Source organism: Sphingobacterium paludis, from assembly GCF_004364125.1.
GTDB classification, from domain to species: domain Bacteria; phylum Bacteroidota; class Bacteroidia; order Sphingobacteriales; family Sphingobacteriaceae; genus Sphingobacterium; species Sphingobacterium paludis.
The window spans coordinates 453,662-474,308 of the sequence record NZ_SNZV01000005.1 but is presented as its reverse complement, the minus strand read 5'-3'; the positions used below and the strand labels follow the sequence as shown (position 1 = coordinate 474,308).

Below are 20,647 nucleotides of genomic sequence, written 5' to 3'. Positions count from 1 at the left end.
TATTTATGGACAGAAAATATGTTAAAATCGGCGTCGCCGGGCCTGTTGGTTCAGGTAAAACTGCGTTGATAGAACGCTTAACGAGACAAATGGCGGATGACTACAGCATTTGTGTCGTAACGAACGACATCTATACCCGTGAAGATGCACAGTTTCTTCAAAAAAATTCAACGCTGCCTGCCGAGCGTATAGCCGGTGTTGAAACGGGAGGGTGCCCACATACTGCGATTCGGGAAGATGCATCCATGAATATTGAAGCAGTAGAAGAGTTGGTGGAACGGTTTCCGGACACCCAGATCGTTTTTGTGGAAAGTGGAGGCGATAACTTAACCGCCACGTTTAGCCCGGATTTGGCAGACGTGACCATCTTTGTGATTGACGTTGCCGAAGGGGAAAAAATTCCGCGAAAAGGTGGACCCGGCATCACACGATCGGATTTGCTTTTAATCAATAAGATCGATCTAGCTCCTTATGTGCATGCAGATCTTTCTGTTATGGAAAGCGATGCGAAACGCATGCGTGGTGAGCGTCCTTTCTTATTTACGAACCTCATGACATTGGAGGGTTTGGAAGAGGTGAAGAGTTGGATAAAGAAATATGCGCTATTAGAAAATTAAACGTTTATGGAAAGTACGATCAAGATCAATGCCGAACGAGAGGGAGCGTATAGCGTGCTCAAGGAGAGCTTCCACAATGCGCCTTATAAATTGACCCACTACGGATCACCTCGTGCGCAGAAGCATCTTGAGATGATCATTATGAGTGCTTCGCCAGGTATTATGGATGGCGACATGCTGACCATTGATGTCAATGTGAAGAACGATGCCCATGTAAAGCTGTTTACGCAATCTTTTAATAAGCTACACTCTATGAAAAATGGAGCTTATCAACATACACACATGAAATTGTCAGCGAAGAGTGTGTTGCATTATGTACCGCACCCCGTCACGCCGTTTAAGGATGCCATTTTCTACGCAAGCAATCGCATTGATATGGCCGATGATGCTACGCTTATTTGGGGTGACATTATCAGCGCCGGACGTATCTATATGGATGAAGTCTTCCAGTTTGAGAAGCTGCACAGCCGGACAGAAATTTTTAGAAACGGAAGGCTTATTCTTACGGATAATCAGTGCTTAATGCCCAAGGTACAACCGATTCAAAAATTGCTTTTTTTCGAATCGTACACACATCAAGCTACATTCATGTATAGCGGGCCGTGGGCAAAAGCTATGAAGGCGGAGTTTGATGAAATTTTATCAGGCGAGTATGAAGATATCGCGTTTGGATTTACGTATGCGGCGGAGGATACGCTTCTCTTAAGAGCTTTAGGAACTGATGGCGAGCTGCTGTACAGCTTCCTATCCATGTTAGGCCAGATGTGTTGGGAATTTACCTTGCACGAGCAGTCTAAGAGGGAAGAAGTCCGGAATAATGAAGTCGATAAAGCAGAACGCGAAGTATCCGCTGATGTGCTCGTAAAAGAATCCGTAACCGTTAAAAGAAGAAAGGTGAAGAAACAACCCGCAGCTTAATGACCTAATAGGATGCACGAAACAGGAATAATACAGGAAATGTTTGATCTTCTTCAAGAAGAATATCCGACACGCTTCCAGGAAATCGTCAAGGTTCAGCTGGAGGCAGGGCTTTTGAGCAACATCCAGCCTATTTTGATACAAAATGCCTTTGAGGCTTATGTGTTGGATCATCAGCGATTTCAAGGTGTAGAGCTTGAAGTGAAAGTATTACCGATACTCGCATTTTGTGATGCCTGTAAGCTATCCTTCGAAGTGATCTTCCACCGATTTGTTTGTAGCTGTGGTAAGCCCTCAGATAAAGTGGTACAAGGCGAGGAGTTACGAATAACCCAGATCATATTTAAAAGTAAAGAACATGAATAATACGACAACACCAAAAAGCAACCAGATGCCGGTAGGGTCTGTTCAATGCGAGAATACGAGTTTGAATCTGTTGAAAGCGAACGACTTTGTGGCAAAAGCCATTCGTGAAAGACTGAAGGATATTTGCGTCATCAACATTTGCTCTTCGCCAGGAAGCGGTAAAACTACCCTGATGCAGGAGACGGGCAAGTTGTTAGGCAAGAAACTTCATATAGCCGTTCTCGTTGGCGACCCGGAGACAGAACGCGATGCCGTTCGCATGCGTGAAGTAGGCATCAATGCCTTACAGATCGTTACCGGTGGCATGTGCCATATCGAAGCACAAATGATTTTGCAGGCTCTGGATCATATCAACTTGGAAAACGTAGACTTGCTGTTTATCGAAAACGTAGGTAATCTCGTGTGTCCTGCAGCATTTGATTTAGGCGAGGATTTCCGAGTTACATTGCTCGCTTCAACCGAAGGGGATGATAAACCGAAAAAGTATCCGCGGATGTTTCTAACCAGCGAGCTTATGTTGGTATCGAAGGCAGATTTATTGCCCTATGTACCATTTTCAGTAGAAGCAGTCTCTACGGATGCGCGTGAAGTGAATCCCAACTTGGAGGTGATTTCCGTGAGCAGCCTCAAAGGTGAGGGAATGGAGACTTGGTGTAGCTGGCTTATGGATAAAGTGGAAGCAAAAAAAGCGCAAAAAAATAGAACCTAATGCTATACGAATGCTAGTTATCGATGATAATGATTACCAAGACGTGCCCGGACATCTTCGGCAAGAGAAGCTAGCGGTAGCATGGTTTGAAGTCGGCAAAAGACAGCTAGAGCGGGAAACAGACAAGGGAAGGGCGCTTCATTTAAAACGCGTAAACTATCCATATCTCCGCGATAAGCAGGTCATCTATCAAGACGAGAAATGCTATATCGCTATCGACTTGGAACCCTGCGATAGCATCGTATTGCAAAGTGATGATGCTATACTTATGGGTAAGTTTTGCTTCGATGTAGGAAATAGGCATCTGCCGATTTTCGTATTGGGTGAGGGGCAGATGGCCGTCGCCTATGATGGTAGGCTGTACGACGCCTTAGCAAATAAGTATGGAGAAAAGATAAAGTTAATGTCCATAAAGCTCCCGCCAGAATTGCGCTTGATAGCGAGTGTGTCATGAAAGAAGGAATATGAAGTTTGGAGAATTATTTAAGATCTTTTTTTGCCTGGTTTTCGTCATCAGCGTCATCCTGCTTGTGGGGATGATAGCGTCCTGCGGCCGCAAACAGGAAAAAAAACGTGCTGCTTCGGAAATTTCGGCAGTGGATAAGCGTGGAAAGACTATTGTTTTGAAGGATTATGCGGAGCGTGTCGTTGTACTCTTCGAACCGTTTGTTGATCAAATGTACATGCTCGGCGCGAAAGATAAACTTGTCGGTATTCCACAGCAAATCTATCAAAATGAGTCTACCTATCATTTTCTTTCGTTGATAGATAAGCGTGTCGCAGAGAAAGAGATCGCAACACCAACGTTTGCTGGACGATCCAGCAATGTGGAGGGGATTGTTAGCTTGCAGGCAGATCTTGCCGTTGTGTATGAGTATGATACGGAGACTATCGAGCAATTGGAAGGATTGGGAATTCCTGTTTACGCCGTATCCAGTGCAGACAAAAGACAAATTTACCAAGAGCTTATTGGTATTGCCACCCTACTGGGAAAGGCGGATCGTGCAAAAGACATTGTAGATTACATAGAACAGCAAATCGACACGATGATCGCACAACATGGTCAGGATCGTAAAAAAATTTATTACGCATGGTCAAAGGGGCGGATTTTTTCGACATCGGGAAAAGGTACGTTGATTGATCTGGCCATAGATATTGCCGGTGCTACAAATGCCTGTCCATTAGCTATGGATGCACCAAATGTGAATGCAGAATCGTTGTATACATGGAACCCGGATATTATTGTGTTATGGAATTCTAGCGTAGACGATGTATACAGCTTGACGGAACTTGCTGCCTTGCCTGCTGTAAGACAGAAAAATGTCTTTGAAGCGACTCCCACATTTTATTACGACCCCCACACCGTGAAATTTTTGCTGTTGGCGATGCAGTTGAAGAGATGGTGTTATCCGGCCTATACGGAAAGCGATTTTAATAAAGAATGTGATGAGGTGCTGGAGTTTTTGTACGCAGGCGAGCTTGGAAGGAGGGATAGCTAATGCATTGGAAAGTTTTTGCGCTATGTATCGTACCCATCTGCATCGTATTTATTTCTCTCTGCTTAGGAAGTACGGGTTTTTTAAGCCTATCCGATTTGTTTAGGTATACCTATGCAGCTTTAGCGCATTGTCTGGGGCAGGACGTGACGATGCAGGATACGAACATGGAAACCATTTTATGGCAAGTAAGGTTACCTCGTGTGCTTTTGACCTTTATGGTTGGTGCGGCACTTGCTGTGGCGGGTGGTGTTTTGCAGGCTGTGTTTCGCAATCCTATTGTTGATCCGTTTTCGTTGGGAATTTCATCCGGAGCGGCCTTCGGTGCCGCCCTTTCTATGTTAATTTCACTTATTCCCCTTAATCTCTCTGCTTTTATGTTTGGCATAATCGCCGTGCTGATCACCTACTTGGTGTCGCGTGGCGGCACGCGCGGCTCTTTGGTGACCATGGTTCTTGCCGGCATGATTATATCAGGCGTTTTTACAGCCTTTTTAACCGTGCTACAATACCTAAGCGACCCATATAAGCTACAGGCCATTGTACAATGGACGATGGGTAATTTGCACACAGCGTCGTGGCATAAGGTGCAACAGGCCATTTTCCCCATCACGTTAGGCTTAACGATTATCATCGCTTTTCGCTGGAAGCTGAACCTGCTCTCGTTGGGAGAGCAAGAAGCGTTAGCCGTGGGTGTAAATCCCAAAATAATAAAGCTGATCATGGTCGGGGCCGCTACTATGATAACGGCCTCTTCGGTGGCGGCAGTTGGTATGATCAGCTTGTTTGGTCTAATTGTGCCGCATATTAGCCGCATGGTGTTCGGTCCGAGCAATAGCATAGGCGTATTGGCCAACGTGAGTATCGGCGGATCATTTTTATTAGTCATTGATAATTTTTCCAGAACCTTGTTGCCCTTTGAAATTCCTATAGGCGTTTTCACGATGATGCTGGGGACACCTTTATTTATCTACTTAATGCGTAAAAACGCCATAAATTGGAACGGCTAATGCAGGCTATTGAATTGAAAGATATTATTTTCTCCTACGGCAAAGAGCTTGTACTTGATAAGCTATGTGCGAGCTTTTACAAGGGTGAAATGGGGGTGGTATTGGGTCGTAATGGAAGCGGAAAGTCTACGTTGTTCCATATCTTGACTGGAATACAGCGCGATTACGGTGGAACGCTGCGTGTCAACGGTCATGATCGTAGACGCATACAGAAGGGATCCAAAGATAGCCTGCGAATCGGATTTATGAACCAATTCCACCAGACTACTTTCCCATTTAGCGTGTTTGATGTTGTTTTAACAGGAAGGGCTTCATTTTCCAGATTTGGTCCAAGCAAGGCCGACCGTGATCAGGTGAGAGCCGTTTTGGAAAGCTTTGGCCTCCTTCCCTATAAAGATAAGCCCTATACGGAACTTTCTGGCGGTGAGCGGCAATTAGTCCTCTTATGTCGTGTGTTGGTACAGGATCCGGATATTATCCTCCTCGATGAACCAACCAATCACTTAGATCTTCATTATCAGATAGCGGTCCTCGATAATTTAAAAAAATTAGTTGACAACGGAAAAACAGTCATCTGTATTATGCACGATCCGAACTTGGCATTTCAATATGGCGATCGCTTTTTTGTTATGGGCGATGGTAAGTTAAGAAGCTTGGATAGTACAACAAACGATCATAAGCGCGAAGTCTTAGAGCAGGCTTATCAAGTGGATTTACAAAGCGTCGTCGTTCAAGATAAATTGGTATTGATACCGAAATCAAAATTAAGCATGTAATGGACTATATTACTATAGAACGGATTGGTTTATCGCGGCAGGACGAGGTGATTGCCTATGTGCTTAAAGCGCGCAAGGAACTTTTTCCGGGGCTCGATCACGATCGCCTTCCAGTTGATCTATCCGCTTTTCAAGCGACTTACATCGAGGATAAACAAGGTGCTTTTCTGGTTGGACGAAATACTCGTGGAGATATTGTCGCTGCAATAGGTATGTTACGCTATGACGGACGCTTCCCCTTCCTGAAATTCAGGCAGGATGATGCGGTAGAGATCGTACGTTTATACGTCGATAAACGCTACCGGCGACAAGGCTTGGGCTTGAAACTGTTCCACGCCCTCCAAGACATTGCAAGGCATCAAGGCGTAAAAACGTTTTACTTACACACACATCCCTTTCTTTCAGGAGCATTAGCGTTTTGGACCATATGCGGCTTTCGGGAGCTCGTTACCAAAATACACGGCGATTTTGAAACAATTCATATGCTTAACTCCGACCTTGATGTGCAAGTGCTTCATTAAGAAATTCAGTGCGCTGAACCCGCTATTTTTTTTTATACTTACGCTTTTCCTCACACCGCCGTTAGAAGCCCAAGAGGTGAAGCCCAGTAGGCAAGGCATGGTGCAGGATACGCAAGGAAATGCGTTGTCAGGCATTACCATTCTTCTAGATGGGCACGCAAGTTTGCAAACAGCGAGCGATGGTAAGTTTACCCTGCCGAATGGCTTGAAACTTCCTGTCAAGGCTACTTTTAGAGGTTTAGGATTTAAGACAGGGGTACGTTTAATTGACCTTCATCAATGGCAAGGTCCGGATCCGTTTATTATGGTGCTTGCGCAGGAAGCAAAACAGGTAGACGAGGTCTTAGTGACAGGACGAAGAAATAATTCTTACCTCATCAACAATACGGAGCTCGGCGGCAAGTTTTCCGGCTCGCTAAAGGATCTGCCCCAATCAGTCTCCGTAGTGAGCAGCGAACTGATGGAAGATAAGCAAGCTTTTGTTATTACCGATATGGTTCCGGATTTGGCAGGCGTTAATCAGGCTTCGGCCTATGATGATGTAACCATAAGGGGGTTCAACAGCGGGTACATGAGTGGAATGCGCTTGGTAAATGGCATGCGATCCGCATACGGTTATGGAACCAGCTTTTGGCGAACCCCGCTTACTGCCAATTTGGAAAGTATAGAAATTCTGAAAGGTCCCGGTGCTTCGCTGTTTGGTGATATTACACCGGGCGGTACAATTAATTTGGTTACCAAAAAGCCTCGAGAAGAAAAACATGCCAGTATCAACTTCTCCGCGGGGAGTTTTGAAACCTATCGCACCACACTCGATGTGGGTGCTGCTCTAGATACGACAAGTCGGGTATTGTATAGACTGAATATAGGCTATGAGCATGCGCGAACTTTTCGTGACCAGAATCAAAGAAAAAGTGTATTGCTAGCACCCTCATTCACTTTTCGTCCCGTTGATGGCACCCAGCTCGATGTGGATCTGACCTATGATAACTTTGACGGCTATCTTGATCGCGGGTTGGGTATTCGTGGCAATGATTTTTACGGACAATCCCGCTCCTTTAACGTCAATCAACCCACGGATTTTTTGAAGACAAGCTTTCTTACGATGGCTGCACGTTTATCACAGCGATTAAGTCCGTATGTATCGCTACATGTGCACTATATGAAGTCCATCTACACCGAAAAGTTAAATGAATTTAGAACCTTGAACACGTTTGCTGATCCACCTGCAAACACCATTATGAATATGCGATTTCAATCCAAACAGGCGAGAGACTATACCGACAATGTTGTCAGTTATTTACGCTACTCGCTTAAACGTCGTCATCTCCAACAAGAGATTGTTGTCGGGGCGGACTACGCAAGGTATGCTGGAGATGCCGACAACCTTTTGCGGGAAGCACGAAGCAGCATCGTAAATGGTAGGGAGGTGCCGTTAACGATAGATCTTGAAAATACAAATAGAAACATTATTGATGTAGCGAATTATGTGTGGCGACCACAAGCAGAATTTCCATTCCTGAATCCATACAAAAGTTTGGGGCTTTACGTCCAAGATCAAATTACAGTAGGGGAACGTATGCGGTTTATCCTCGGCCTGCGCCACGAGTACTACCGTTCAAGTAGCGCTGATCTGCAAAACACATTTGAAACATCGCAACACGTTTGGCTACCCCGTTTTGGATTTACCTATACATTTAACGAACAGGTCAATTACTTTGCGAGTTATTCGCAAGGTTATGTCCCCGTCGGAGCTGACTTTATCTACAATTACCAGCGCTACGGAGCGGCTCAAGCATTTAAACCAGAGCAAAGCTTCCAAGTGGAAACCGGATTTAAAACAGGCTTCTTTGGAAACCAGCTACAGACTGAACTTTCCCTTTTTCATATAGGTCGTAAAAATATGTTGATTCCCACGGGCGAGTTAGCCGATACAGGTTTGCCCGTTTACCGTCAATCTGGCGAAGTGCTGTCGCGCGGAATAGAGTTAGACTTCCGTGGGCAGGTGACGCCAGAATTTCAAGTGATGGCAAACTACACGTTTAACCAAACTCGCGTAGTATCATCTTCATTGATCGGCGAGGAAGGACAGCCGTTAGGAAATGCACCAGAAAATATGGGCGGGATTTGGCTGAAGTATATGTTTCCAAAAAACGTAGTGAAAGGACTAGGTTGCGGAGCCGGGTTGTATTATGTTGGCGAAAGAAGAATGGATAATGCGGCGAGAACGGATGAAAATGCGGTGCATATTTGGGATATGTGGCCTGCGTACAGCACGGTTAACACCGCAGTCTACTACCATATTAACGGGCTCAAAATCGCCTTAAATATCAATAATGTTTTTGATCGTTATTATTACATAGGAGGTTTTGACTATACCCGAGGTTTTGTAGGTACGCCGCGAAATATCATGCTTTCTTTTGGGTATAGCCTTTAACAATGCATTTGCGCCATTTAGGCCCGCCCCACGGCGCTGCAGCTAAGTATGGTCAGGCGACCTTATTTTTGTTGTGCGTAAAATGGCGCTCGACGGAAGATTTGGAAGTCGATGCTGTTTTGCTGCTTTTGGTTAATCCAAGAACCACCACTAATAGTGTCGCACAGATCATGAGCGCACTAGCAATTAAGATAATATCATGTTTGTATCGTTGCATATTTTATGATTTGTTGGTGAACAGCAAGTGATGGTCATTTGTTTCAATAAAAATTATTTTCTTGTTTTTTGTTGAATAGATGTACCAATTGCGCGCAAAAGACCGTTAGTTGTCGCTCGTTTGAACCAATCGGTGTACATCTCGTTCTGAAAGAGAACTGTTTTACACGATATCATGAAAAACGAGAACTTAAAAAAATATGCGTTAATCACAGGTGGAACATCCGGTATTGGATTAGAACTGGCAAAGCTTTTTGCTGAAGATAATTACCACCTTATTCTTGTTGCGCGGAGCGCGGATGCCTTGGCCCAAACAAAAAAAATATTGGCTGACACCTATTCGGTCGAGGTACTGACGTTTGCACAAGATTTAAGCAAAACCGACTCGGCACCAGCTGTCTATCAATTTATAAAGGAGCAACACATTTTTGTGGATGTACTAGTGAATAATGCTGGGCAGGGGGAATATGGTTTGTTTGCGCAAGCAGAATTGCCGAGACTGCTCGAAATCATTCAACTGAACATCACCACCTTTACAGAATTGACACAACTGTTTCTCAAAGATATGTTAGCGCATGATAAAGGGAAGATCTTGCAGTTAGGCTCGATCGCGTCCGAGATGCCTGGCCCTTGGCAGGCGGTTTATCATGCCACAAAAGCATTTGTGCTATCCCTTTCGGAAGCCATTCGCGAAGAAATTTCGGATACGAACGTTTCCATTACCGTTTTAGAGCCTGGCGCAACAGAGACAGATTTCTTCCGCAAGGCTGGCATGACTGGTTCCAAAATTATGGACTCGAAGTTGAGCAATCCACGTAAAGTGGCTGCTGACGGCTATCAAGCACTGATGGAAGGGAAAGATAAGGTAGTTTCTGGCCTTAAAAATAAAATAGTCGTTTCGGCAAGTCACGTACTTCCCGATACGGCCGTGGCCAAGCAAATGAATGAGATGCAAAAACCGAAAGAATAGCGACACTCAGACATGCGTAAACTACTTTACACACTGCTGGCCATATCTATTTTTTCCAATCCCTGCAGCGCGCAAAAACCATCCTTCAAACAATCGGTGATTGCATCGAATTTGCAAGATCCTTGGTCTATTGCCATTGATGGCGAAGGCTATCTTTGGGTTACGGAGAGCAAATCCTATAAAATTTTATGTGTAAACCCATCGGATGGTGCTATAGTGCTTTCCGCAGACCTTTCGATGTTAAGGGAGTTTCCGCGCTATGACACGCTGAAATTGAAAGATAAACCCTGGCCGCAGGGCGGCTTGATGGGTTTGGTGCTTCACCCGAATTTCGATACGACGGATCCATATCTATTTGTTGCCTATGTATACAAGCATGTGGAGGGCAATAGATTTTTAACTCGCCTTTCGCGCTTTCGTTTTGATAAAGAACAAGCGATACTGACGGATGAAACCATCTTGGATAATGATGTCCCGGGTAGTAATGACCACAATGGGGGCCGGCTCGCCATACATGCTAACCGCGGCTTTCGCTACCTTTATTACGCCGTTGGCGATATGGGCGCTGGCCAATACAGCAATGGAGGCCGCGCGAATAGCGCACAAGATGCAACAAGTAAAGAGGGGAAGATATTGCGGTTTCTCGCAGATCCGGATACGGCTGCGGTAGATCAATGGATTCCATCAGACAATCCGTTTAATACGGAATCCAGGTCGGCGGTTTACAGTGTTGGACATCGTAATCCGCAGGGCTTGGCTTGTGGACAGTCTGAGGGCTTTTCGCTGCTTTTTTCCTGCGAACACGGACCTATGTCTGATGATGAAGTCAATATCATCGAAAAAGGAAAAAACTATGGACATCCGCTGATAGTTGGTTATGCCGATGGCAACTACAATGGTTTGTCGGCTGCAGTTTCTGATGACCAAACCCTTCCTGGGCCTTGGCACAGCGCATTGCCAGTAATTGCTGATGAGCAAGATCAAGCGTATGCTTTTGGGGATACCTACCGAAATCCTATCTATAGTTTTGCCGCATCAGATGCTGGCTACCTGAAAAAGCGGTTTGCCCGTGTGCGCGAGTCAAAAGATGCTGAGTGGGAATCCATAGCGCCCAGCAGCTTGGCTTTTTATAATCATCAGGCCATTCCCGATTGGAAAAACAGCTTATTGGTAACAGCGCTGAAAACGGGTCTGGTATACCGGCTAACGCTATCCGCAGATGGGCGTGCGGTGATAGGCGATCCTGAGGAATTGTTTTCTAATAAGGTTCGCTATCGCGATATCTGTCTTTCTCCAGACGGCAAGAAGATTTACCTCATTACCGATCGGTCTGCTATCACTTCCGGACCTACTGAAGAAAATCCGAAGGAGGTAAATCTACGTGGTTGCATCGTAGCGTTTAAGCTCGTCGAGTAGGCGGGCTGCTTCGTGGATATGGCGGTCGCGTTTGTACGATGGTCATTCGCAGCCGTTTATCCGAGAATATATCGTTATATTTTCTTGGCCATCTCGATTTCGGCCGCCGTGGGTAATCGCTTGAGTCGTGGGCCTGCAGCGGTCTGCTCCATGTATCCTCTTTCCGCAAACGCTTTTAACCAGCCTTCCATGGGCCACTTGCCCCATTTGCTGTGAAAAACCTGAGCGTTGTGCAAGATATCCTGCACGTGATTAAGCGGCGGGGAATAACTGGGATGATATTGGTGAAAGGCCGTAGCATCGATGGTATGGAGCGTAATTCCTTTCGCTCGTGCCATAAAAGCGAAGTCTGTGTCCTCACCACCATACCCCGCATACTGCTCGTCAAACCCACCTATAGCCTGAAATGTTGCTTTACGACATCCGAAGTTTAACGTCCAGAAAAGTTCATGGGTAAAGGGTTTATTTTCTGGACGTACGGGATCGGCCGTGCTCGCCGCGAATAGGTCGGTATCTGCTTGCAATGCTTCTGTCTGTTCACGGGATAGGTAGCGCACCCGACCGCTTACCAAATCCGTTGTGTTTCCCAAAGTTTCTGCATATTGCGCTACAAGCGTTGGCTCAGGTATACAATCAACGTCTAAAAACACATTGTTCTCCGCCTGTGCATGGAGTATAGCCTGGTTGCGTGCAGCCGATAAGTTCAATCCGCTTCCTGTTTCGTGCCGTATCTGGCGGATCGGAAACGGATAATCTTTAAGTTGTATCGGCGTCTCGTTCATATGCACGATAACGACATCGCTTGGGAGTAACGTGCTCGTGGCCAACCCATCTAATAGGTTGCGAAGCGCTTGGTGGCGTCCATGGACAATGGTTAAAACGGATATAGCGCTATACATGATTATGATGATGTTGTTGTGGCGTGCTGTAAATTTGGCGATATGTATGTGTTAAGCAATCTGCGATTTTAGTTAACGCATGGTTGTCCATGATTTTCGTCCATGCGTTCATGTCCAGCTGTTGAGCCTGCGCTATTGTCGACGGCCAGTCTGTGTGGATCAATTGATGTTCCGGAATGACGATCGCTAGGTTGAGACGTTGTAAGTGTGCTGCTTTACTTTCCTGTTCGCGGAACGGTCGTTCGGCGGGAATACAGATGATGCGCTTGCGCAACGAACCCATTTCCATGATGCAGTTATGCCCGGCGTTACAAATAACCACTCCACACACCTGTAAGATGGATGTAGGGTTGGCCAGATGGCCGTGCATGACAACGTTTTCCAGAGCCTGTTCCATCGATATCTCACCCATCACATGAATCGTATAGGAGGAATCCAATGATGCCTGCAGATGCTTGATGAAATTTTCATCTAAGCTGCTTCCACCTTTGCCGATAAGAATGGCGATATGTTTATCCTGCTCAGCAGATGAGGGTACTCCGCTATTTTCATATCTGGAAAAACCGCCTGTAAAAAGGGTTTTATCTGCGTATAAGCCTTCTTCGTTTGCCTCGCTCATAAGCTCCGGATAGGGGGCGATGATCTGCGCTGCTGTATCATACGCTAATGTGTGTGCAAGGTCGGTTCGGTTACCGTGCTGCCGAATAGCGACGGCAGGAATGCCACAAAGCCGCGCTAGCTGTAGAATTTCACAGGAGACATCAACAATGCAGAGTGTTTCCGGATTTTCGCAAAAATGTTTCGTGATCATTTGGTTGCGTGCTAGCAGGCCAGCTACATGAAGCGGTGCGTAGTGCAAATGTTTCAGTTCATGCGGTTGATGATGTAAGTCATCCACTGTAGGAACATCCATTGGCAACATAAGCTGATCAATATCGGCTGGTATAAGTTGCTGATAAGCAGCTAAAGCGCTTCCTAAGAATGTAATGTTACACGGTACATACGTTTTTAAAAACGTGGCTATGGCGATAGCTCGAGTGATGTGCCCCGAACCGTGGTGATGGATGTAGAAGCTGAACTTATATAGCATGCCGCAAAAACCGTTTTGCGACAACCTCCGAAAAGAGGTGTTCGTATTGGGCTACCATGACATTTCTACACAGATGCTGCATCGCGTGTTCCCGACAGTCTTCGCGTTTTAAGCGTGCTGCAGCGTGGATGCATTTTGCTAACTCTTCCGGGTCACAGGACTTGGTAAGCACACCGGTTTTTTCGTTTAGGATGCTTGGCAATGCCCCTCGAGCGATACCCGCTACAGGGGTTCCACAGGCCAAACTTTCAGCCACGACCAAGCCAAAGGGTTCATCCCAGCAGGGGGTAATAATGCTTGCTTCGGCATCGCCGATCAATACATTCAACTGTTCATGCGTACAATGTTCTACCCATTCCGCCCTATCGTCTAGCAAGGGCTGCACAAATGTTTCAAAATAATGTCTATCAGCCACGGAACCCGCTATCTTGATGCGCTTACCGGCTAATTTTGCAGCCTCTATGGCTAAATGGGGCCCTTTATCCGGGTGAATTCTCCCGAACCAAACAACATACCCTTTGTCATTGCTTGGTATAAATCTCCATTGCTGCAAGTCGATACCATTATTGATTACCTCACAGGTATGTACGTAAGGCTTCCACGCATCGGCATTAGGTTTTGAAACAGAAACATAAGTAATTCTCCCTAGACTTTTTTCACGTGCTGTGGCGCGTTTCATCTCGAATATAGGGGGAGTGTGAAGCACGGTTACCATAGGGGTCGAGCAAATAGACGCCATCGTAATAGGCACATAGTTTAAACTATTATTGAAGATAATGTCAAACTCTTTGGTATCGATATCTTGCATAAGCTCGAGATAAGCGTGGTGCGTGGAAATGAAATCCTCGCTCATTTCATGCGATCGGAATCGGCTAAGTGTTTCCCGGTCATAATCTGTATCGCTCATAATAGGATATACGTTGAGGGATGGATCAGACATCTCGCTCGCAAAAAGCGTTACCTCATGCCCTCGTTCAATAAGAAGCTGTGTAATATCATATGTAAACGCTTCTAACCCGCCCATAAAAGGTTTCCGAATGGGGTGTTTGAGGTGTGCTATTATTCCTATTTTCATATATCGCCTGTCGTTTAGAACGAAGATAGAACGAGACCGGCAAGCAAAAGTTCATTAATATACTACTTATGCAACGGCGTTGGTAGTATTCGCGTATATATACCGAAACCGAAATAACGTCGATTTCGCACACAAGTCGATGTTGAAGGAGGATAAGGTTATTTGTATGAGGAGTTTATACTTCTTTCATTTTGCGTTTTGGCCAACAGCCTTATTGAATTTTGTTTGCAGGTTCTTGGTGGACTACTTGGCTAATTTGTTTTAGTGCCGATTAATAAGGATAAATACTTAGCAGAACAAAACCTCCTCCGTATGTTGTTGAACCTTATACATCTCATTTGGACGCGATGTGTCGCTGTCAAATTTCTATCGATCTACCAACGTTTTCACCTTTTCTCCGTACATGTCGGTGAATTCTGTTTTGGTCATCAGCAGGCTGTACCATTTCCGAAATGCGCCTACAAAAACGATAAGCATCAAGAGCATCGCTAAAACGGCCAGCGCGGCGAGCAGGTATTGCTGCTGGGGTAAATACATGTCGACAATCTGGATATAGCCGGCCCAAAATGTAATTATGGCCATGAACACGCCCGGTATGGCAGAAAAAAGCGCATATTTACCTCTTTTCATCCGCAAGAGCATGGTGGTGCACACGATTAGGCCGCAGGCCGCCAATAGCTGATTGCTAATTCCAAACAACGGCCATATACTGCTTACATTCCCTGTAAAAACCAAGTAGCCCCACGAGAACGTAAAGAGAAAGCTACTGATAAGTATGCCGGGTAACCAATTTTTGTTTTTAAATGCCGGAATAACTCCGGCAAGCATTTCCTGAAGAAAAAAACGCCCCACGCGCGTGCCGGCGTCGATCGCTGTTAAGATAAATACGGCTTCGAACATGATTGCAAAGTTATACCAATAGGCCATTACATCATCCATATAGGGAATACTATCAAAGATATGAGCCATGCCAACAGCCAAAGATACGGCGCCTCCCGTGCGACCGTGCAAGTCGATGCCTATGCGTTCCGCGAAATGTGGCAGGTCTACGGTATGCAAGTCGGGGTTGGCCAGCAAGAAAGCCTGATATCCGTCCACCGGCGTATTGATAGCAAAATAATCGCCCGGCATCAGTGTGCATGCTGCGATCAGGGCCATCAATGCGACAAACCCTTCCACAAGCATGGCGCCGTAGCCGACAAAGAGAATTTCTTTTTCATTGCCAAGCATCTTAGGCGTTGTGCCCGTTGCGATGACAGCATGAAAGCCCGAAATAGCGCCGCAGGCAATGACAATGAAAATAAACGGAAGCACAGGCCCAGCTATAACGGGCCCACCACCGTGAATAAAAGATGTGAGTGCAGGCATTTCTAATGTAGGATGCACAAAAAATATTCCCACAGCTAACATCAAGATGGTGCCGATTTTAAGGTAGGTTGATAGGTAATCGCGCGGAACAAGTAGCAACCAGATAGGGAGCACCGAGGCGAGGAAACCGTAAACTGCAATAGCAATAGATATGGTCTTGATATCCCAGTGGAAAAGGTTTTCAATGTAGTCGTATTGCATGAGATCGTTTCCAAAAAAGATACCCACTAAAAGCAGCACAGCACCTAAAATGCTGGCAAGGCCTACGCTGTTTTTTCGGTAACGCATAATTAAGCCCATGATAATCGCTATCGGCATGGTAAGAATAACGGTGAACAACGACCAAGAAGCTTCGTGCATAGCACTGATACAAGCCAGCGATAGGCCCGCAAGTGTGAGGATAAGAATAAAAAGGACTGCTATGCCTGTAATGATCCCTATCGTAGGACCAATTTCTTTCGCAGCTATGGATGCCAAACTTTCACCTTTATGCCTTACTGAAGCAAAAAGCACCACCATATCGTGGATCCCGCCCCCTAATACACAGCCTATCAGTATCCATAATGCACCAGGCAGGTAACCGAATTGGGCGGCAAGGACTGGGCCGACGAGTGGGCCCGCTGCGGCTATAGCGGCAAAATGATGCCCAAATAGAACATGCTTATTTGTCTTTACGTAGTCATGACCATCGGCAAACTCAACGGCGGGCGTTACATTTTGTGCATTCAACTTAAGCACTTTGTTGGCCATAAATATGCCGTATGTCCGATAAGCTATCGCGAAGAGAAGGATCGTCACGAAGACCAGGGTGAGGGCGTTAACGCCATTTAAATATTCCATCATAACAGGTTTTTTAGTTATTTATCATTGTCGTATAGCGCTTGTAGAATGTTATATAGCCGGTATGCATGTACGGAGCCATATTATAATTGATCCATCCTCGCTATCTCTCGTGATATGCCGTTTCTTTTAATGTATAAAAAAAGAATACTTGAGCGACACGAATTTGCGTGTAAAATATAACTTTTTTTAAAATTTTCAAAAATTAATACAGTTAATAGAAATTGTGTTATTCCATCTGCTTGAATTTTTTCATTTCGCGCGTTCGCCAGCGGGATATGGTTTGTACATATTTATCACATTATTTACCGACAAAAAGCGGGGTAAAATAAAAATAAACGTAAATGTTACATTTAATATCTGGTGTTTCTTCTATATTTAAAGTAAGATTATAAACGAAAGAAAACATATTATCAAGATTTTAGTATTTATGAAAAGATCGTATAGAATTGCGTCGGCAGGTTTGCTTTTATGGTCATGCATGGCCGTGACCATGGAAGCATCCGCCCAGCATGCAGGAAACAATTTAGTAAATAGTGAGCGCGGGCAAATTCCGCCGCATCCGCCGCGATTACCTGAAGGAGCTATTCCAGCTTTTCCGGGTGCATGGGGAGCAGGTATGTTTACCACAGGCGGGCGCGGTGGTAAAGTGATTGCGGTGACTAATCTTAAAGACAGCGGAGCGGGTAGTCTCCGGGCAGCGTTGGAAACGGAAGGCCCGCGAATAGTCGTTTTTCGGGTTGCTGGTACCATTAAGATTGATGGCGACTTAAACATCAATCACCCGGACATTACGATTGCAGGCCAATCGGCACCAGGAGATGGAATTTGTCTTGCCGGAACATTGAATATCAATACACATAATGTAATCGTCAGACATCTACGCGTGCGACGAGGTGTGCCTACGGGCGGGCAAGGCGATGACAACATCGGCGGCAACCCTCATCACCACATCATTATCGACCATTGCTCCACCAGCTGGGGTATGGATGAAAACATCTCGCTGTATCGGCATATGCGTCCTTCGTTAGACGGGAAGACGCAAATTAAAGATCCTGCAGAGCATATCACGGTGCAATGGACAATATCCAGTGAGGCACTAGATGGCAAAGGGCATGCTTTTGGCGGGACATGGGGCGGAAATCCATCCACGTTTCATCACAACCTTTTTGCCAGTAATACAGCCAGAAATCCGTCGATAGGTATGTCGGGGCCATTTGATTTTCGTTACAACGTTATCTTTAATTGGCGTCACCGGTCTATTGATGGAGGCGATGAAACGTCGACCATCAATTTAATTAACAATTATTTCAAACCCGGTCCGGCCACCAATGCCAATATGCGATCGGTTTTTGCTCGCATTGAGCAACGCAGCATGTATTCGCCAGGCAGTGCCTGGGCAGAAGGAGATTGGTATCCAAAAGAGCCTAATCGGCCGGGAAAATGGTATGTGGCAGGAAATATCATGCACGGCGATGAGGAAGTGAGCAACAACAACTGGCGGGGCATGCGTATGAAAGAAACACAGAATAGCTTAGTCACAGCTGATCAAGATTCGGAGCAACTAGCACGGATAAATACGCCGTTCGAGGGTTGGCCGGTTTCGCCACACCAAACTGCGGATGTGGCGTTAGAATCGGTATTGTCTAAAGCTGGCGCTACATTGCCAAAACGAGATGCCGTGGATACCCGCGTGGTAGAGACGGTGCGTACGGGTAAGCCATCGACGGGAACAGGGATTATTAAAGATGTAAACGAAGTGGGCGGTTACCCGAACTTAACCTACGATCCTAAAAAATTGCTCATCGATAGCGATGGTGACGGTATGCCCGACGAATGGGAGATCAAATATCAACTTAATCCAAACGATCCGACTGACGGAGCGCTGGATAGCGATGGTGATGGCTACACCAATATCGAGGAATACCTCAATGGCACGAATCCGAAGGAAAAGATAAATTATCGAAACTTGGGTAATAACGTCGATACGATAAGTTAACAACGACAATACGATTATCGATCTATAAAAGGGCTGCTTCTATCACATAGTAAGCAGCTTTTTTTATGTTTATACGGCAACACAAGGAGATTTTAATAATTTGATCTATTTTTGCGAAGCAATTGATTTTCTTACGAGCGATGCCGTTCAGGACGTACGCTGTGTGGCCTACTCCTGCGTACAAGTGTCACTTGAGCCGTGTTTCGGTCGGATTGTTGAAAAGTACATTGTGTCGTGTGTAGTTCATTCTACAGGAATGATATAATCTTTAAATACTTTATTATATGGGAAACGGAACCCGTTCTTTGGTCATGCCTAACGTAAATTTTAAGAGCGAAGTTCTCGCTGGCCTTACGGTGGCCATGACGATGATACCGGAGTCACTCTCCTTTGCCATTTTAGCGGGGCTTACGCCACTGACAGGCCTATACGCCGCCTTTCTCATGGGGCTCGTCACAGCCCTACTTGGCGGTCGGCCCGGCATGGTATCCGGAGGTGCAGGAGCTACCATTGTTACGCTAATTGCCCTTGCCTCAGCGCACGGTGTTGAATATCTTTTTGCTGCCGTACTCTTGGCCGGGATTATCCAGTTTGCAGTCGGGTTATTTAAGTTTGGGAAATTTGTACGCCTCATTCCACAACCCGTCATGTATGGTTTCCTCAATGGTTTGGCCATCATCATTTTTATGGCTCAAATCAATCAGTTTCGGGTGATAGGGGATGACACGCAATGGATGACTGGTATCCCGTTGTATACTATGATTGGCCTGACGTTATTAACCATTCTGATTGTATTGGGCTTTCCCCGCCTGACTAAAGCTGTGCCCGCCTCGTTGGTCGCCATTATCACTGTTTTTCTCCTCGTTTCGCTGTTGGGCATTGATACCAAGAAGGTGATCGATATCGCATCGGTGGGCGGTTCATTCCCCCAATTTCACGTCCCGCAGGTTCCAACCAACTTGGAGACGTTGTCGTTAATCTTTCCGTATTCGTTGGTCATGGCGGGCGTGGGGCTTGTCGAATCGTTACTCACGTTAAATATGGTGGATGAGATAACGGGAACGAAGGGAAAGTCTAACAGGGAAGCTATGGCACAGGGTACGGCCAATTTTGTTAACGGACTTTTCGGAGGTATGGGTGGCTGTGCAATGGTAGCCCAAACCTTGGTGAATATCAATGCGGGCGGAAAAACCCGGCTTTCCGCGATCATTGGGGCGATAACTATTATGGCCGTTATCTTAATTGGTGGGCCATTGATCGAAAAAATTCCAATGGCTGCTTTGGTTGGTGTGATGATGATGGTCGCTATCGAAACATTCCAGTGGGTAAGTTTTCGTATTGTACGCAAATTTCCCAAATCTGATATCGTGGTTGGCATGCTCGTCGCGCTCATTACCGTGCTCCTTCACAACTTAGCGCTTGCTGTCTTGGTGGGCGTAATTATTGCAGCGCTAGTATTTGCCTGGGATAACGCGAAGCGTATTCGCGCGCGAAAATTTACCGATGAAAATGGGCTCAAATATTACGAGATTTACGGCCCTTTATTTTTTGGCTCGACCACAAATTTTTTGGAAAAGTTTGATATCCTGGATGATCCTGAAACAGTGATCATAGATTTTCAACAAAGCAGGGTGGTTGATATGTCGGCTATCGATGCGCTAAATAAGGTCACAGAGAGGTACGCAAAGATGGGCAAAAAGGTTTATTTAAGACACCTAAGCCCTGATTGTCGTGTCTTACTCGCCCATGCAGAGGGCGAGATCATGGTTAATCTTTTGGAAGATCCTACCTACAATGTGATGCCTAAAGATTAGTGTAAAATAGATCCATTAACATCGCTGATTATCATGGGAATATGATGTGTTAATGCAAAAAAAAAAAAGGATGATGAAATGGATATTATCATAACGTTAAACAGTATAGC

At 45.6% G+C, this 20,647-nt stretch carries 19 protein-coding genes; 14 read left to right on the top strand and 5 right to left on the bottom strand.

Annotation, left to right across the window (positions count from 1 at the left end):
- Positions 1-5 precede the first annotated feature (5 nt).
- Genes ureG through B0I21_RS12280 form a run of 10 tightly spaced genes read left to right on the top strand, consistent with a single transcriptional unit; the run spans position 6 to position 8,850 of the window.
- Positions 6-617, top strand: coding sequence for an urease accessory protein UreG (gene ureG, locus B0I21_RS12325; protein WP_133640759.1), 612 nt, complete (start codon positions 6-8; stop codon positions 615-617).
- Positions 618-623: 6 nt separating this feature from the next.
- Entirely contained in the window at positions 624-1,535 is a 912-nt protein-coding gene (locus B0I21_RS12320) for an urease accessory protein UreD (RefSeq protein WP_133640758.1), read from the top strand.
- 12 nt (positions 1,536-1,547) lie between these two features.
- A complete protein-coding gene (locus B0I21_RS12315; protein WP_133640757.1) occupies positions 1,548-1,901 on the top strand; it encodes a hydrogenase maturation nickel metallochaperone HypA/HybF in 354 nt (117 codons plus the stop codon).
- A complete protein-coding gene (gene hypB, locus B0I21_RS12310) occupies positions 1,894-2,610 on the top strand; it encodes a hydrogenase nickel incorporation protein HypB (RefSeq protein WP_133640756.1) in 717 nt (238 codons plus the stop codon). The genes B0I21_RS12315 and hypB overlap by 8 nt, the downstream gene beginning before the upstream one ends.
- 10 nt (positions 2,611-2,620) lie before the next feature.
- A complete protein-coding gene (locus B0I21_RS12305) occupies positions 2,621-3,064 on the top strand; it encodes an urease accessory protein UreE (protein WP_133640755.1) in 444 nt (147 codons plus the stop codon).
- Between the two features lie 10 nt (positions 3,065-3,074).
- Positions 3,075-4,109 carry an ABC transporter substrate-binding protein gene (locus B0I21_RS12300; RefSeq protein WP_133640754.1) on the top strand — a complete coding sequence of 345 codons (1,035 nt, stop codon included), beginning with the start codon at positions 3,075-3,077 and terminating at the stop codon, positions 4,107-4,109.
- Positions 4,109-5,116, top strand: coding sequence for a FecCD family ABC transporter permease (locus B0I21_RS12295; RefSeq protein WP_133640753.1), 1,008 nt, complete (start codon positions 4,109-4,111; stop codon positions 5,114-5,116). The genes B0I21_RS12300 and B0I21_RS12295 overlap by 1 nt, the downstream gene beginning before the upstream one ends.
- Complete coding sequence (locus B0I21_RS12290) at positions 5,104-5,892, top strand: ABC transporter ATP-binding protein (RefSeq protein ID WP_243836091.1); 789 nt, start codon at positions 5,104-5,106, stop codon at positions 5,890-5,892. Before B0I21_RS12295 ends, B0I21_RS12290 begins: the two co-directional genes overlap by 13 nt.
- Positions 5,892-6,413, top strand: a complete 522-nt coding sequence (locus B0I21_RS12285) for a GNAT family N-acetyltransferase (protein WP_133640752.1) — start codon at positions 5,892-5,894, stop codon at positions 6,411-6,413. Before B0I21_RS12290 ends, B0I21_RS12285 begins: the two co-directional genes overlap by 1 nt.
- Positions 6,394-8,850: a TonB-dependent receptor gene (locus tag B0I21_RS12280; protein WP_133640751.1), complete on the top strand. Its 2,457-nt coding sequence runs from the start codon at positions 6,394-6,396 to the stop codon at positions 8,848-8,850. The genes B0I21_RS12285 and B0I21_RS12280 overlap by 20 nt, the downstream gene beginning before the upstream one ends.
- 52 nt (positions 8,851-8,902) lie before the next feature.
- Here B0I21_RS12280 and B0I21_RS20165 read toward each other — a convergent pair whose 3' ends face one another.
- Positions 8,903-9,067 carry a hypothetical protein gene (locus B0I21_RS20165; protein WP_166637846.1) on the bottom strand — a complete coding sequence of 55 codons (165 nt, stop codon included), beginning with the start codon at positions 9,065-9,067 and terminating at the stop codon, positions 8,903-8,905.
- A gap of 174 nt (positions 9,068-9,241) precedes the next feature.
- Between B0I21_RS20165 and B0I21_RS12275 the strand changes: the two genes are divergently transcribed.
- Positions 9,242-10,036 carry an SDR family NAD(P)-dependent oxidoreductase gene (locus B0I21_RS12275; RefSeq protein ID WP_133640750.1) on the top strand — a complete coding sequence of 265 codons (795 nt, stop codon included), beginning with the start codon at positions 9,242-9,244 and terminating at the stop codon, positions 10,034-10,036.
- A 12-nt stretch (positions 10,037-10,048) separates the two neighbouring features.
- On the top strand, positions 10,049-11,452 hold the full coding sequence (locus B0I21_RS12270) for a PQQ-dependent sugar dehydrogenase (protein WP_133640749.1): 1,404 nt from the start codon (positions 10,049-10,051) through the stop codon (positions 11,450-11,452).
- A gap of 74 nt (positions 11,453-11,526) precedes the next feature.
- Here the strand turns inward: B0I21_RS12270 and B0I21_RS12265 are convergent, their stop codons facing one another.
- The 4 genes from B0I21_RS12265 to B0I21_RS12250 all read right to left on the bottom strand — a co-directional run bounded on the left by B0I21_RS12265 (position 11,527) and on the right by B0I21_RS12250 (position 16,727).
- Positions 11,527-12,351 carry a glycosyltransferase family 2 protein gene (locus B0I21_RS12265; protein WP_133640748.1) on the bottom strand — a complete coding sequence of 275 codons (825 nt, stop codon included), beginning with the start codon at positions 12,349-12,351 and terminating at the stop codon, positions 11,527-11,529.
- On the bottom strand, positions 12,344-13,441 hold the full coding sequence (locus B0I21_RS12260; protein WP_133640747.1) for a glycosyltransferase: 1,098 nt from the start codon (positions 13,439-13,441) through the stop codon (positions 12,344-12,346). The genes B0I21_RS12265 and B0I21_RS12260 overlap by 8 nt, the downstream gene beginning before the upstream one ends.
- A complete protein-coding gene (locus B0I21_RS12255; protein WP_133640746.1) occupies positions 13,431-14,516 on the bottom strand; it encodes a glycosyltransferase family 4 protein in 1,086 nt (361 codons plus the stop codon). The genes B0I21_RS12260 and B0I21_RS12255 overlap by 11 nt, the downstream gene beginning before the upstream one ends.
- A gap of 366 nt (positions 14,517-14,882) precedes the next feature.
- Positions 14,883-16,727, bottom strand: a complete 1,845-nt coding sequence (locus tag B0I21_RS12250; RefSeq protein ID WP_243836090.1) for a carbon starvation CstA family protein — start codon at positions 16,725-16,727, stop codon at positions 14,883-14,885.
- Positions 16,728-17,154: 427 nt separating this feature from the next.
- On the opposite strand from B0I21_RS12250, the gene B0I21_RS12245 reads away from it, so the two are divergent.
- Together B0I21_RS12245 and B0I21_RS12240 are read left to right on the top strand one after the other, a co-directional pair.
- Entirely contained in the window at positions 17,155-18,723 is a 1,569-nt protein-coding gene (locus tag B0I21_RS12245; RefSeq protein WP_133640745.1) for a pectate lyase family protein, read from the top strand.
- A 284-nt stretch (positions 18,724-19,007) separates the two neighbouring features.
- Positions 19,008-20,537: a SulP family inorganic anion transporter gene (locus B0I21_RS12240; protein ID WP_133640744.1), complete on the top strand. Its 1,530-nt coding sequence runs from the start codon at positions 19,008-19,010 to the stop codon at positions 20,535-20,537.
- The last annotated feature ends 110 nt before the right edge of the window (positions 20,538-20,647 follow it).

Coding starts and splice junctions, on each gene's coding strand:
- B0I21_RS12265 (WP_133640748.1), bottom strand. CDS start 12,351: ATGTATAGCGCTATATCCGTTTTAACCATTGTCCATGGACGCCACCAA.
- B0I21_RS12280 (WP_133640751.1), top strand. CDS start 6,394: ATGTGCAAGTGCTTCATTAAGAAATTCAGTGCGCTGAACCCGCTATTT.
- B0I21_RS12240 (WP_133640744.1), top strand. CDS start 19,008: ATGGGAAACGGAACCCGTTCTTTGGTCATGCCTAACGTAAATTTTAAG.
- hypB (WP_133640756.1), top strand. CDS start 1,894: ATGAATAATACGACAACACCAAAAAGCAACCAGATGCCGGTAGGGTCT.
- B0I21_RS12320 (WP_133640758.1), top strand. CDS start 624: ATGGAAAGTACGATCAAGATCAATGCCGAACGAGAGGGAGCGTATAGC.
- B0I21_RS12275 (WP_133640750.1), top strand. CDS start 9,242: ATGAAAAACGAGAACTTAAAAAAATATGCGTTAATCACAGGTGGAACA.
- B0I21_RS12250 (WP_243836090.1), bottom strand. CDS start 16,727: ATGATGGAATATTTAAATGGCGTTAACGCCCTCACCCTGGTCTTCGTG.
- B0I21_RS12270 (WP_133640749.1), top strand. CDS start 10,049: ATGCGTAAACTACTTTACACACTGCTGGCCATATCTATTTTTTCCAAT.
- ureG (WP_133640759.1), top strand. CDS start 6: ATGGACAGAAAATATGTTAAAATCGGCGTCGCCGGGCCTGTTGGTTCA.
- B0I21_RS12315 (WP_133640757.1), top strand. CDS start 1,548: ATGCACGAAACAGGAATAATACAGGAAATGTTTGATCTTCTTCAAGAA.
- B0I21_RS12305 (WP_133640755.1), top strand. CDS start 2,621: ATGCTAGTTATCGATGATAATGATTACCAAGACGTGCCCGGACATCTT.
- B0I21_RS12285 (WP_133640752.1), top strand. CDS start 5,892: ATGGACTATATTACTATAGAACGGATTGGTTTATCGCGGCAGGACGAG.
- B0I21_RS12245 (WP_133640745.1), top strand. CDS start 17,155: ATGAAAAGATCGTATAGAATTGCGTCGGCAGGTTTGCTTTTATGGTCA.
- B0I21_RS12260 (WP_133640747.1), bottom strand. CDS start 13,441: ATGCTATATAAGTTCAGCTTCTACATCCATCACCACGGTTCGGGGCAC.
- B0I21_RS12300 (WP_133640754.1), top strand. CDS start 3,075: ATGAAGTTTGGAGAATTATTTAAGATCTTTTTTTGCCTGGTTTTCGTC.
- B0I21_RS12255 (WP_133640746.1), bottom strand. CDS start 14,516: ATGAAAATAGGAATAATAGCACACCTCAAACACCCCATTCGGAAACCT.
- B0I21_RS20165 (WP_166637846.1), bottom strand. CDS start 9,067: ATGCAACGATACAAACATGATATTATCTTAATTGCTAGTGCGCTCATG.
- B0I21_RS12295 (WP_133640753.1), top strand. CDS start 4,109: ATGCATTGGAAAGTTTTTGCGCTATGTATCGTACCCATCTGCATCGTA.